General features: G+C 64.2%; 8 protein-coding genes. All 8 read left to right on the top strand.

Annotated features, from left to right (window positions below; all coding sequences use genetic code 11):
• Window positions 1–1,467: response regulator (locus tag FJ222_09500; GenBank protein MBM4164657.1), on the top strand; the 1,467-nt coding region annotated here is incomplete at its 5' end.
• A gap of 101 nt (window positions 1,468–1,568) precedes the next feature.
• Window positions 1,569–2,591: a hypothetical protein gene (locus tag FJ222_09495; GenBank protein ID MBM4164656.1), complete on the top strand. Its 1,023-nt coding sequence runs from the start codon at window positions 1,569–1,571 to the stop codon at window positions 2,589–2,591.
• Window positions 2,592–2,594: 3 nt separating this feature from the next.
• The gene (locus tag FJ222_09490) at window positions 2,595–5,879 is read left to right on the top strand and encodes a response regulator (protein MBM4164655.1); all 3,285 of its coding nucleotides are present in this window, start codon (window positions 2,595–2,597) and stop codon (window positions 5,877–5,879) included.
• The gene (locus FJ222_09485; GenBank protein MBM4164654.1) at window positions 5,867–6,475 is read left to right on the top strand and encodes a response regulator transcription factor; all 609 of its coding nucleotides are present in this window, start codon (window positions 5,867–5,869) and stop codon (window positions 6,473–6,475) included. The genes FJ222_09490 and FJ222_09485 overlap by 13 nt, the downstream gene beginning before the upstream one ends.
• A gap of 57 nt (window positions 6,476–6,532) precedes the next feature.
• Window positions 6,533–10,522 (top strand): PAS domain S-box protein, encoded by a 3,990-nt coding sequence (locus FJ222_09480; protein MBM4164653.1) that lies wholly within the window; start codon window positions 6,533–6,535, stop codon window positions 10,520–10,522.
• Window positions 10,353–11,831 (top strand): response regulator, encoded by a 1,479-nt coding sequence (locus FJ222_09475; GenBank protein MBM4164652.1) that lies wholly within the window; start codon window positions 10,353–10,355, stop codon window positions 11,829–11,831. Before FJ222_09480 ends, FJ222_09475 begins: the two co-directional genes overlap by 170 nt.
• On the top strand, window positions 11,828–13,663 hold the full coding sequence (locus FJ222_09470) for a response regulator (protein ID MBM4164651.1): 1,836 nt from the start codon (window positions 11,828–11,830) through the stop codon (window positions 13,661–13,663). Before FJ222_09475 ends, FJ222_09470 begins: the two co-directional genes overlap by 4 nt.
• Window positions 13,660–14,157, top strand: a 498-nt coding sequence (locus tag FJ222_09465; GenBank protein ID MBM4164650.1) for a glycogen/starch/alpha-glucan phosphorylase, incomplete at its 3' end; no start/stop codon positions are given. The genes FJ222_09470 and FJ222_09465, both read left to right, overlap by 4 nt.

Here is a 14,157-nt window from a genome sequence, read left to right as displayed (position 1 = left end):
ATCCTTGATTTCTCCAAGATGGAGGCCGGCAAGCTGACGCTCGACCGGAGCGACTTCAGTCTGCGCAAACTGCTCGACGAGACCGTGGCCCCGCTGGCGATGCGGGCGCAGGAAAAGGGGGTCGAGTTCATCTGCGCGGCGGCGCCGGATGTTCCGGACCGGCTGTGCGGGGATCCGACCCGCCTACGGCAGATCCTGGTGAACCTGGCGGGCAACGCCGTGAAGTTCACGGAACGCGGAGAAATCGCGGTGCGGGTGAGTCTTGCCGACGCAGAGGATCCGTCGGATCGGACGGATCAGTCTCAAATACGTCTTCGTTTTTCGGTGAGCGACACGGGGATTGGCATTGCGGCGGACAAACAGGATCTGTTGTTCGGGAAGTTCAGCCAGGTGGATTCGTCCAGCACGCGGCGGTTTGGCGGCACGGGGCTGGGTCTGGCGATTGCGCGGCAACTGGCGGAACTGATGGGCGGTGAGATCGGGGTGGATTCGGAAGAAGGCCGGGGCACGACATTCTGGTTCACGCTCCGGCTGGACAGGGGAGGAGAGGAAGAAGCCTTGGACGGGAGCGAATCCGGCGTCCGGGCGGCAACCGCGCCGGTGGATATTCGTGGCGCGCGTATCCTCGTGGTGGACGACAACGATACGAACCGGCAGGTGCTGATGACGCAGCTCCAGTCCTGGGGCTTCCGTGTTCAGTGTGCAGAAGACGGCCCGTCCGCTCTCGCGGTCTTGCGCAAAGCGCAGGAAGAAGGGATCGTTTTCCGCGCGGCCATTCTCGACATGCAGATGCCGGGCATGGATGGCCTGGCGCTGGCGCAGGTCATCCGCCACGAGTCCGCCCATGCGGCGATGCGGCTGATCCTGCTGACCTCAATGGGCAACGCAGGCGAGAGCAAGCGCTTCAAGCAGGCCGGGCTCAACGCCTGGTTGCCCAAACCGGTGCGCGCCTCGACGCTCTTTGACATTCTGCACGAGGCGCTCGCCGCCCGGATCCCGCCGTCGGCCGCGACAACGCCGCCGGTCTCCGCTTCCGCGCCCGTCCGTCCCGATGCGCCGCGCATCCTGCTGGCCGAGGACAACGAGGTTAACCGGCTGGTCGCCGAGGGCATCTTGAAGAAACTGGGTGTGCGGACCGATACGGTCGGCACCGGCGCCGAGGCCATCGCCGCGTTGAAGAGGGAGCGATACGACCTCGTCCTGATGGACATCCAGATGCCCGTGATGGACGGGCTGGAGGCCACGAGAAGAATCAGGAGTCAGGAGTCAGGAGTCAGGAGTCAGCATGGAGGGCGTCGCCTTCCCATCATCGCCATGACGGCGCATGCCATGCAGGGCGACCGGGAGAAGTGCATCGAGGCGGGGATGGACGACTACATTGCCAAGCCGGTCTCCCCCAAGGCGTTGGCGGATATGCTGGCGAAGTGGATGGGGGACCAGCAACTCGAAGAAAGGGCAAAGACATGAAGCGTTCGATAGTCATGCAATTCGCGTTTTTAGGGCGAGAGGTGGATGATCGGCGAGGATACGGACTGCTTGCGTACCGCAGAATCGGCTTAAGTTTTGTTTTGGGTTGGATGCTACCGTGGGGGATTGCACCCCTTGCGGCCCTCGCCGGTTCGGCGCAGGTGGTGCCGGAGGGAGTGGGGGCCGTAGCGGTTACCTTTGCCCCGCTCGAATACCGGAGGGCCTGGGACAACAGCCGGCACGCCGCTCCGATCGGCGCCGAACTGGTGGACCAGATCAACGCCGCCCTCGGCGCCGATCTGATCGCGGGCCGTTATGAGGCAGACTATAACTTCACTGTCCTCGATCTCTACGCCGGATTGACGCCCCGGACCACGCTGCACCTGCAGCTTCCCTATTTCCGCGGCGAGGTTCGCCAGCGCGTGGATGTACATGCGCCGCCGCCACTGGATCACGCGATCCTCGGGCAATTGGAGGCGATGGGAATTCGCGCTGAGACGCTCAAGGGCGACGGATGGGGAGACGCGCATGTCTGGCTCTACCATCAGTATTTAGAGACGCCCCGCTGGACCGGGACGGCAGGGGCCGGGTGGCGGACCTGTGAGACGGCAACCGACTTCTCGCACAACACGGAAAAGCTGAATGTCGGCACCCGCGAGAGCGAGGCCGCGCTCTTCAATCATGTTGTGGATTTCAAATTATGGTCGAATGCGAGCCTGAACTACCGTTTTGAACTGCAATATCCCCTGGAAGGCAGCCGGGACATATTCCGGCCCGGCGAGGGGGTTGTCAGCGTGCGCCACACCCCGGGCCGGTACATGACGCATGAACTGGACTTGAAAACGTATTGGCTGGGCAAACGGCTGACCGGCACGGCCGGCGCATGGTACCGTGAGGAAAGCGCGGGCAGGACCGACGGCGTCCGCGACGCCTCCGGCAAAGACTACCTCTGGGGCAAGCTGGCGGTCGGGTACGACGGGATGACGGATTACGAGAACGGCGTGCTGCCGATCCCCATATTCGTCGAACTGCGCTATTGGCATCTGGAGTCGGCGCGCAACACCCTGGCCTATATGGACTCCTACTGGGAAGCGTGGATCGCTTTCCCCCTCTGGAAATGGTGAAGCATGTTGTGGTTGGCCATCCTCTCGATCTGGCTGGCGGGGGCAATCAGCCTCGCGTTGACTGTGTGCGCCTGGCGGCGTCGCGAAGCCATGCCGTCGGCAGCATGGATGGCGGCGCTGACGGGTGGCGTCTCGGTTTGGTCGCTGGCGTATGCCGTCGAACTGGGCATGCGCAGTCTGGCGGCGATGCGCTGGACCACCAGCGTTGCCTATGTCGGGCTGACAATCGTGCCGGTATGCCTGCTTGGCTTTGCCGTCACCTACGCGGGCAAAGGGTGCTTCCTGACGCGGTGGCGTGGCGTCCTGCTCTTTCTGATCCCGTGCGTGGTGGTTGGGCTCGTGGCCACCAATCCACAGCATCGTCTGTTCTATTCGGATGTGCGCCAGGGCGAGTTCGGCGGTTTTTTCCATCAAGTGCTGACGCCGGGACCTCTCTGGTGGCTTCATCTGGTTTATTCCTATCTGTGCGTGGGCGCCGCGGTGGCGTTGCTGGCACGGCTGTTGTACCGGGTACGCGGGATGGACCGCAAACGGGTCGGCTATGTCCTGGCCGGTGCCGCGCTCTCCTTTCCCGTCAACATCATCTACGTCCTGGGGTTCAAGCCCGGAGGATTCCTGGACCTGACCCCGGTGGGATTCGCGGCCATGGGATTGCTGATCTTCCACGGCGTATTTCGCGCGGGGCTTTTCGATGCCTTTCCCCATGCACTGGATGCCCTGTTCCGACAGTTGCCGGATGCGCTGTTCGTGCTTGACCGGCAGGGGCGCATCGTCAACGCGAATCCCGTCGGCGGCCGGATACTCCGCGATCCTGACTTCCATCGGGACTGCGTGGAGGGTGTCTCGAACGTTCACCGGAGTCCCGACGCCGGCAACGTCGGCGCCAACGGGGAACGGAATGTGATTCTGCGGAACCAGATATGGCAGTTGCGTTCCCTGACGCTCCAAACGGACGGGAGCGAGATCACCGGGTATCTGGTGATGCTTCAGGATGTCACCCGGCACAAGCGGGCCGAACAGGAACTGCTGGATACGAACCGCAAGTTGAATGATGCCATGGGCCGGGCAAACGTGCTGGCCGAGAAAGCCGAGGCGGCGAATCGGGCGAAGAGCGAGTTCCTGGCCAACATGAGCCACGAGATCCGTACGCCGATGAACGGGGTCATCGGCATGACCGGCCTGTTGCTCGATACGGCGCTGAACGCCGAACAGCGCCGTTTTGCCGAGACAGCGATGAGCAGCGCCGAATCGCTGTTGGCCCTGCTGGATGACATTCTCGACTTCTCCAAGATGGAGGCCGGCAAGCTGACGCTCGATGAAAGCGAGTTCAGTTTGCGCAAGCTGCTCGACGAAACCGTGGCTCCGCTGGCCCTGCGGGCGCAGGAGAAGGGAATCGAGTTTATCTGTGCCGCGGCGCCGGATGTACCGGACCGGCTGTGCGGCGATCCGCTCCGCCTGCGACAGATTCTGGTGAACCTGGCGGGCAACGCGGTGAAGTTCACCGAGCGCGGAGAGATCGCGGTGCGGGTGAGTCTTGCCGACGCAGAGGATCCGTCGGATCGGACGGATCAGTCTCAAATACGTCTTCGTTTTTCGGTGAGCGACACGGGGATTGGGATTCCGACGGACAAGCGGGAATTGCTGTTTGCGAAGTTCAGCCAGGTGGATACGTCCAGCACACGGCGGTTTGGCGGCACGGGGCTGGGGTTGGCGATTGCACGGCAACTGACGGAACTGATGGGCGGTGAGATCGGGGTGGATTCGGAAGAAGGCCGGGGCACGACATTCTGGTTCACGCTCCGGCTGGACCGGGGCGGGAAGGAAGAAGCCTTGGACGGAAGCGAATCCGGCGTCCGGGCGGCAACCGCGCCAGTGGATATTCATGGCGCACGTATCCTCGTGGTGGATGACAACGAGACGAACCGGCAGGTGCTGATGACGCAGCTCCGGGCCTGGGGCTTCCGTGTTCAGTGTGCAGAAGACGGCCCGTCCGCCCTCGCGGTCTTGCGCAAAGCGCAGGAAGAAGGGATCGCCTTCCGCGCGGCGATTCTGGACATGCAGATGCCGGGCATGGATGGCCTGGCGCTGGCGCAAGTCATCCGGCACGAGCCCGCCCATGCGGCGATGCGGCTGATCCTGCTGACCTCGATGGGGAACGTCGGCGAGAGCAAGCTCTTCAAGCAGGCCGGAGTCAACGCCTGGTTGCCCAAACCGGTGCGCGCCTCAACGCTCTTCGACGCCCTGCACGAAGCGATCGCCGCCCGGGCTGCGTCTTCGTCCGTGACGACGACGCCGGTCTCCGCTTCCGCGCCCGTCCATTCCGATGCGCCGCGCATCCTCCTGGCCGAGGACAACGAGGTTAACCGGCTGGTCGCCGAGGGCATCCTGAAGAAACTGGGCGTGCGAACCGATACGGTCGGCACCGGCGTCGAGGCCATCGCCGCGTTGGAGAAACAACGCTACGACCTGGTTCTGATGGATATCCAGATGCCTGTGATGGACGGGCGGGAGACGGCGAGAAGAATCAGGAGTCAGAAGTCAGAAGCCAGAAGTCAGCATGAAGGGCGCCGCCTTCCCATCATCGCCATGACGGCGCATGCCATGCAGGGCGACCGGGAGAAGTGCATCGAGGCGGGGATGGACGACTATATCGCCAAGCCGGTCTCGCCCAAGGCGCTGGCGGACATGCTGGCGAAATGGCTGCCGGCAAGAAAGGATGAAGGCGGATGGATGAAGGATGGGGAGGAATCAATATCCAATAGCCAACACGGAATATCCAATGGCCAAGTGAAGAAATCTTCGTCCCGATCGTTGTCTCGATCGTCGTCGAATCGGGAAGATGGGATAGACGAGGATCGGGACGAAGATGGGGGGGAGAAGAAGATGGATGTGGACAGGTCTCGCGGCAAAAAGATTGCCGTCTGGGACCGGGCGGGGATGCTGGAGCGGCTGATGGGCGACGAGGCGCTGGCCGAAACGACTCTTCGAGGGTTCCTGGAGGATATACCCCGGCAGATCGAGGTCCTGCGGGGCTATCTGGAGGCCGGTGACGCGGCCGGGGCCGAGCGGCAGGCCCACACCATCAAGGGCGCGGCCGGCAGCATCGGCGGCGAGGCCCTGCGGGCGCTGGCCTTCGAACTGGAGCAGGCGGGCAAGGCAGGAGACCTGGAGCGCATGAACGCGCGGATGGGTGAACTGGCAATCTCGTTTGCAGAGTTGAAAGCCTGTATTCAGAAGTCAGGCGTCAGAATGAATACTGATCCAGGGGGTTCCCCATGCGCATCCTGATCGCCGAAGACGATTTGACCAGCCGCGGCATGCTGGCGGCGGTGCTGAGGAAAGCCGGGCACGAGCCGGTGGAGACCGTCAACGGCCTCGAAGCCTGGGAAGCGCTCCAGCAACCGGACGCGCCCCGGCTGGTCATCCTCGACTGGATGATGCCGGAGATGGACGGGCTGGAAGTCCTGCGCCGGATCCGCGCCGTGGAAAGCGACCGGCCGCCCTACATCCTCATGCTCACCACCAAGACGGACAAGGCGGAGATCGTCGCCGGGCTGGACGCCGGGGCCAACGACTACCTGGCCAAGCCCTTCGACGTGGGCGAGCTGCGCGCCCGCGTCGAGGTGGGCCGCCGCCTGGTGGAGGCGCAGGACGCCCTGGCCGGGAAGATCGGGGAACTGCAACGGGCGCTGGCCGAGATCAAGACCCTGCGCGGCATTGTGCCCATCTGCGCGAGCTGCAAGAAGATTCGCGACGACACCGGGTTCTGGCAGCAGGTCGAGGTCTATGTCCGCAACCACAGCGAGGCCAAGTTCAGCCACGGGATTTGCCCGGAGTGCATAAAGAAGCTGTATCCGGAATTGGCCCGAAAAATGGAGACTTGAAGTGGAACCACGGACAACGGATGGACACAGAAAGGAATGGCGCCATGAGAACCACGGATGAACACGGATGGGGCCGCGCCTTTCATTATCTGTGTCCATCCGTGTTCATCCGTGGTTCAGTTCCAGAGAGGTAACGCCATGAGCGAAAACAAGAACAAGGCGACGGCCGTGGTGGTCAACGACAATACGACCCAGCTCAACGTTCTGTGCGCGCTGGCGCGCAAGGCGGGCCTCGAGCCCCTGCCTTTTGCCGGGGCCGAGGCGGCGCTGGCCGCCATGAATCCCGAAGCCCCGCCCGACATCGTCGTCACCGACCTCTACATGTCGGGTCTCGACGGCTGGCGGTTCTGCCGCCTGCTGCGCTCGCCCGAGTACGCCGCTTTCAACAAGGTTCCCATCCTGGTTGTCTCGGCCACCTTTGCCGGGGACCACCCCGAGCGCATCGCCACCGACGCCGGGGCCGACGCCTTTCTGCCCGCGCCCGTGAACGGGAAGACGTTCGTCGCCAACGTCAGGGCGCTGCTTTTGGGAAAAGTGGCGCGCCCCCGGCCCCGGGTGCTGATTGTCGAGGACGACGCGGACCTGGCGCACTTGCTCTGCAAGGCCCTGGCCGCCCATGGCTACCAGGCGGATGCCGCGGCCACCCTTCGCGAAGCCAGGGATGCCTTTGCCCTGGCGCCCTATGATGTGGCCGTGCTTGACTACTACCTTCCGGACGGAACGGGCGACAGCTTGCTCGATGCGTTCCGGACCGACCAACCCGGGTGTGCCTGCGTGCTGATCAGCGGCGACCCGTCACCCGGGCGAGCACTGGACTGGATGAAACGCGGGGCCGCGGCCTGCCTGCACAAGCCGTTCCTGCCGGAGACGCTGGTCGAGCTGTGCGCCCGAGCCCGCCGCGAGCGCACCCTTCTAAGGTCCGAGGACCTGCTCGAAGCGCGCACCCGCGAGCTGCGCGAGAGTGAGGAAACCCACCGGGCGCTGGTAGATGGCTTGCCCGACATCGTGATGCGTTTCGACCGGGAGGGGCGGCATCTGTTCGTCTCCGACAATGTCCGCGAAACGGTGGACATGGAGGCCGCGCAGTTCATCGGCAAGACCCACGCCGAACTGGGCTTTCCCGAGGCGCAGTGCCGGTTCTGGGAGGATGCCATCCGGCAGGTGTTCGACAGCGGCCAGCCCTTCGAGACCGAGTTTACGTTCGAGGGCAAGGCCGGCCCCGTCATCTTCAACTGGCGGATCCTTCCTGAACGGGACGCGCAGGGCGCGGTGTCTTCCGTGCTCTCGATCAGCCGCGACATCACCGCGCACCGCAAGGCCGAACAGAAATACCAGGCCCTGTTCCGCGAAATGCTGGACGGCTTCGCCCTGCACGAGATCATCCTCGATACGGACGGAACGCCGGTGGATTACCGCTTCCTGGCCGTCAACCCGGCATTCGAACGTATGACCGGACTGAAGGCCGGGGACATCGCCGGCCGCACCGTCCTGGAAGTTCTGCCCGGCACCGAGCGGCACTGGATCGAAACATACGGCAAGGTGGCGCTCACCGGCGAACCGGTTCAATTCATGAACCACAGCGCCGACCTCGGAAAGCATTTTGAAGTGACCGCCTATCGTCCCGCCCCGGGGCAGTTCGCCTGCACCTTTCAGGACATCACCGAGCGCAAGCGGGCGGAGGAGGTCTTGTGCGCCAGCGAGGAGCATCTTGCGGCCACGCTGCGCTCCATCGCCGATGGCGTGATCGCCTGCGACGCGGCGGGCGCGGTGGTGAGCCTCAACGCGGCGGCCGAAGCGCTCACCGGCTGGACCACCGCCGCGGCGGCCGGCAAGCCCGTGGGCGAGGTGTTTTGCATCGTCAACGCCAACACCCGCGAAGCGGCGGAAAACCCGGTCTTCCGCGCCCTCCGCGAGGGCGTGGTTGTGGGCCTGGCCAACCACACGGCGCTCATCGCCAAAGACGGCGCGGAGCATCAGATCGCCGACAGTTGCGCGCCCATCCGCGACGCCTCGGGCAAGGTCTCCGGCGCGGTGCTGGTCTTCCGCGATGTCACCGTGGAATACCGCCAGCGCGAGGAGTTGCGAAAGGCGCAGTTGATCACCGAGAACGTCCCGGTCGGCCTGATGCTGTATCGCATCGAGGACCTTTCCGACGACCGGACACTGCGCATGGTGTATGCCAACCCGGCGGTCAAGACCTTGATCGGCCTCGGGCCGGAAGACGTGGTGGGCAAGACGCTCGACGAGAACTTCCCCGGCTTGCGGGCCCAGGGCGTCCCGCAGCGCTACGCCGAAGTGGTGCGCAGCCAGACCGCCATCACTTTCGAGGACCTGTCGTATGGAGACGACCGCGTGTTGCTGGCGTCATTCTCCGTGCGCGCGTTCCCGCTGCCCGGCAACATGGTCGGCGTCGCCTTCGAGGACATCACCGAGCGCAAGCGGGCCGAGCAAGAACTCGCGCGAACCATGGCCCTGCTCCAGGCCGCCATCGAACAGACCCCCGCGGGAATGTTGATCGCCGATGCGCCCGATGTGACGATCCGAGTGGCCAATCCCGCCGCCTTGGGCATCCGCGGTGAGAGTGCCGAGCCGTTGACAGGCATCCCGGCCGAACTGCATCCCCGTCGCTGGCTCACCTTCTGGCCAGACGGAACTCCCGTGGCGCCGGAGGATCTGCCGCTGTCGCGCGCGATTCTCAAAGGGGAGACCGTCAAGAACCAGGAAGTGATCATCCGCCGCGGCGATGGCGAACCTCGGCACGTCCTGGCCAATGCCGCCCCGGTGCGCAATGCCCAAGGCGAGATCGTGGCCGGGGTCGTCGTGTTTCCGGATGTCACGGAGTTCAAGCAAGCGGAGGAGGCCCTGCGGGAGAGCGAGGCGAGATACCGGCTTATTGCCGACCACACATCCGACAGCATCTGGGTGATGGACGCCGGACTGCGTTTCACCTACCTGTCGCCCTCCACCGAACATCTCTTTGGCTACACCTTGCAGGAGTGGGAGTCGCTGGATTGGGGCGTTTTCGTCCAGCCGGGCTATCTGGATGTTGTGACGGATCTCTTCGACAGACTCCGCAGCAAGACGGATTCCGGCAGCGACTCGGCGGTGAACAAAGTGCGCCACAAGGACGGGCGGGAGTTGTGGGTGGAATTCTCCGCCACACCTGTGCGGGACCAGCGCGGCGAGCTGCTGAGTATCGTGGGCGTGACCCGCGACATCACCGAACGCAAGCGGGCGGAGGGGCGCCAGGGGCTGGCGGCGGAGATACTGGGCATACTTAATGAGGCTGTTCCGTTTCCGGATGCCATCGACCGCATACTGGGCGCTATCAAGCGCGAGACAGGCTTCGATGCGGTGGGCATCCGGCTGCGCAAGGACGAAGATTACCCCTATTTTGTCCAGAACGGATTCTCCGAGGAGTTCCTTCTCGCCGAGAACTCGCTGGTCGAGCGCGGGCGCGATGGCGGTATTTGCCGGGGCAAGGACGGCAGAGTCTCTCTGGAGTGCACTTGCGGCCTGGTTCTATCGGAGAAGACAGACCCATCCAATCCGCTCTTCACACCGGGCGGCAGTTTCTGGACGAACGATTCAATGCCGCTGCTCGATATTCCGCCCGATCAGGAGCCCAGGCTTCATCCGAGGAACCGCTGCATCCATGCCGGTTTCCAGTCGGTTGCTCTCATGCCCATTCGCAGCGGCCATGAGATTATCGGTCTGTTGCAGCTCAATGACCGCCGCAAGGGTTGTCTCACTGCGGAGATGATACGCTTCTTCGAGGGGATCGCGGCCAGTATCGGCGTGGCGTTGGCGCGCAAGCGGGCCGAGGAGATGCTCCAGCGTCAGGAAGCTCGCTACCGAAGCATTGTGAAGCACCTCAATGACGCCTTCTACATCCACGATTTCCGGGGCCATCATTACGGACCTGAACGAGAACGCCTGCCGTCAGACGGGCTACAGCCGCGAGGAACTGCTCGCCGGCGGTCTGCAGTTGATCGATTCCCCGGAGGAGGCGGCCACCATGCCAGGACGCATGGCGACACTTATTGAGGAGGGCACGCTGCTCTTCGAAGGCGTTCATCGGCGCAAGGATGGCACGCCGTTGCATGTCAGCGTCAGTGCCCGTGTGATTTCGCGCGAGGGCGAGGGGCGCGTGCAGAGCTTCGTGCGTGACATCTCCGAACGCAAACAGGCCGAGAAGGAGAAGGAGAAACTCCAGTCCCAACTCACCCAGGCCCAGAAGATGGAGTCCGTGGGCCGGCTGGCCGGGGGCGTGGCGCACGACTTCAACAACATGCTCCAGGCGATCCTGGGCAACACGGCGCTGGCGCTGGAGGATCTGCCACCGGAAAGCCCGGCGCGGGAGTGCCTGCAGGAAGTCCAGAAGTGCGCCCAACGTTCCGCCGCCTTGACGCGCCAACTGCTGACCTTTGCCCGCAAACAGACCGTGGCCCCGAAAGTCATTGACCTCAACGAGACCGTGGAGGGCATGCTCAAGCTGCTGCGGCGGCTCATCGGCGAGGACATTGATCTGGCCTGGCTGCCCGGGGGGAACCTCGCGCCGGTCCGCATGGACCCCTCCCAACTCGACCAGATCCTGGCTAATCTCTGCGTCAATGCCCGGGACGCCATCGCCGGCGTGGGCAAGGTCACCATCGAGACGGGCGCGGTCGCGTTTGACAAAGCCTATTGCGCCGAACACGCCGGGTTCGTGCCCGGCGAGTACGTCCTGCTGGCGGTGAGCGACAACGGCTGCGGCATGGACGCGGAGACCCTCCGCCATCTCTTCGAGCCCTTCTTCACCACCAAGGAGCTGGGCAAGGGCACCGGCCTGGGCCTGGCCTCGGTGTACGGCGCGGTCAAGCAGAACCAGGGCTTCATCAACGTCTACAGCGAGCCGGGTCAGGGCACGACCTTCAGGATCTACCTGCCGCGCCACGCCGCCAGGACGGACCGGCCGGCGGAGAAAGCTTCCGAAGAACCGGTCGCGCGCGGCCATGAAACGGTCCTGCTGGTGGAGGACGAGTCGGCGATCCTCAAGTCGACCGGGTTGATGCTGAAAGGAATGGGCTACACCGTGATCGCGGCCGGGACCCCGGGCGAGGCCATCCGTCTGGCCCGCGAACACACCGGTCCGATCCACCTGCTTATGACCGATGTGGTGATGCCGGAGATGAACGGCCGCGACCTGGCCAGGAACCTCATATCCATCCATCCCGGCCTCAAACGCCTCTTCATGTCGGGCTACACCGCCGACGTCATCGCCCACCACGGCGTGCTGGACGAAGGCGTGCATTTCATCCAGAAACCGTTCTCGAAGGCGGATTTGGCGGCGAAGCTCGGGGAGGTCATGCAATGACTGAAAGCCGGAAGTCGGGTTGCTCGGCCGCGCCTCTTGACCGGAGGGAGCATCGGCAATTGTGGTTGAGCATTCTCATCGCCTTGACCTTGGCCGCGTACCGGCTTTCCATCCACCTGAGCCAGGGGGTCAGGCGTCTGGCGTCCGGCTACACCGATCTGCCGGTCGAGCAATGGCTCACCAACGCCCTTTTCTTCTGGCTGCTGCTGCTGATGTGGGCGGCCCATCGTCAGTGGCGCGCGGCCGTTCGCCAGGAGGACGACCTTCGCGGGATCGTCTCCGCCATCACACCGGACACCCTGCTGGTCATCGCCCCGGACCGGACGATCACGATGTGCAACCCCTCCGTGAAACCGATGTTCGGCTACGATGGCGATGAGATCATCGGGCGAAAGACGGACACGCTCTACGACCGCCCGCCCGAGGAACAAACAGCCGGCGTTCGCGCGACACTGGATGGAGTCGGGTTCCATATGGGAACGGCTGTCGGCATAAAACGCGACGGAACGCGATTCCCCATCGATGTCGTGACGTCGCGCTTGCGGGGTCGGCCCGGTGCCATCGTGTTGCTCCGCGACATCAGCGTACGCCATCGCGCGGAGGTGGAATTGAGGGAAAGCCGCCTCCGCGCCGAGGCGGCGAATCATGCGAAGAGCGAGTTCCTGGCCAACATGAGCCACGAGATCCGCACGCCGATGAACGGGGTCATCGGCATGACCGGCCTGTTGCTCGACACGGAGCTGAACGACGAGCAGCGGCGGCTCGCCGAGACGGCCATGAATAGCGCCGAATCCCTGTTGGCCCTGCTGGACGACATCCTCGACTTCTCCAAGATGGAGGCCGGCAAGCTGACGCTCGACCGGAGCGACTTCAGCCTGCGCACACTGCTCGACGAAGCCGTGGCCCCGCTGGCGTTGCGGGCGCAGCAGAAAGGCATTGAATTCATCTGCGCGGCGGCACCGGAGGTGCCCGACCGGCTGTGCGGCGACCCGATCCGCCTGCGGCAGATCCTGGTGAATCTGGCGGGCAACGCCGTGAAGTTCACGGAGAAGGGCGAGATCACGGTGCGCGTGGAGCGGGAGACGGAAGCCGGAGATCAGAGGTCGGAGGTCGGAGAGCAGAGCGTTCGCCTGCGTTTTACGGTGAGCGACACGGGGGTTGGGATTCCGGCGGACAAACAGGATCTGTTGTTTGCCAAGTTCAGCCAGATTGATCCGTCCAGCACGCGGCGGTTCGGCGGCACGGGGCTGGGGCTGGCGATCTCGCGGCAACTGACGGAGCTGATGGGCGGCAAGATCGGGGTCGAATCGGAAGAGGGGCGGGGCGCAACCTTCTGGTTCACCGTTGGCTTCGAGCGTGACGGGGGGGATGCGCCGGAGAAAAAGGGCATCGGCTGCAATGCCGACTTTCTTCGTGCGTCGCGGATTCTGCTGGCGGAGGATAACGAGGTTAACCGGCTGGTCGCCGAGGGCGTCTTGAAGAAACTGGGTGTGCGGACCGACACGGTCGGCACCGGCGCCGAGGCCATCGCCGCGCTGGAACGCGAACGCTACGACCTGGTCCTGATGGACATCCAGATGCCCGAGATGGACGGGCTGGAGGCGACGCGGCGGATCAGGAGTCAGGAGTCAGGCGTCAGGGGTCAGAATGAAGGGCGTCGCATTCCAATTGTCGCCATGACGGCGCATGCCATGCAGGGCGACCGGGAGAAGTGCCTGGAGGCGGGGATGGACGACTACATCGCCAAGCCGATTTCGGCCAAGGCGCTGGCGGCGATGCTGACGAAGTGGCTCGGGGGCGAAAGGAAGCCGGGTAAGGAGGTGTCAACATGAGCGGGAAGTCAAAGCAGAATGGAGTCGTGCCCCGGGGCAAGGCGCAGGAATCGTTGGACCGGCGCATGCAGAGGTTCCTGATGTCCGCGCGGGGAAAGCGCAAGGGCGAAGCCACGGAATATGACCAGTGGGTTTGCGCCTGCCTGGCCTTGCGCGAGATCGCCTTGGAGAAGCGGGGTGGGATGGCTCCCGATGGGGACGAGAAGATCGTCCACTATCTATCCCTGGAGTTCCTCATTGGCCGTCTATTGAAGAACAACCTGCTGGCGCTGGGGGTCGCCGCCGATTTTGGCAAGGCCGCCGGGTGGCCCTGCGCGGACGGGGAAAGCCTTGCAAACGTCGAGCCCGATGCCGGGTTGGGTAACGGGGGCTTGGGTCGGCTGGCGGCCTGCTATCTCGATTCCCTGGCTGCGTTGGGCTACGCCGCGTATGGGCACGGCCTGCGTTACGAGCATGGCATGTTCCGGCAGGAGTTCGACGACGGCTGGCAGGCG

It is taken from the genome of Lentisphaerota bacterium (genome assembly GCA_016873675.1).
In the GTDB taxonomy this organism is placed as follows: domain Bacteria; phylum Verrucomicrobiota; class Kiritimatiellia; order RFP12; family JAAYNR01; genus VGWG01.
This window is presented reverse-complemented; position numbering and strand designations above follow the sequence as displayed.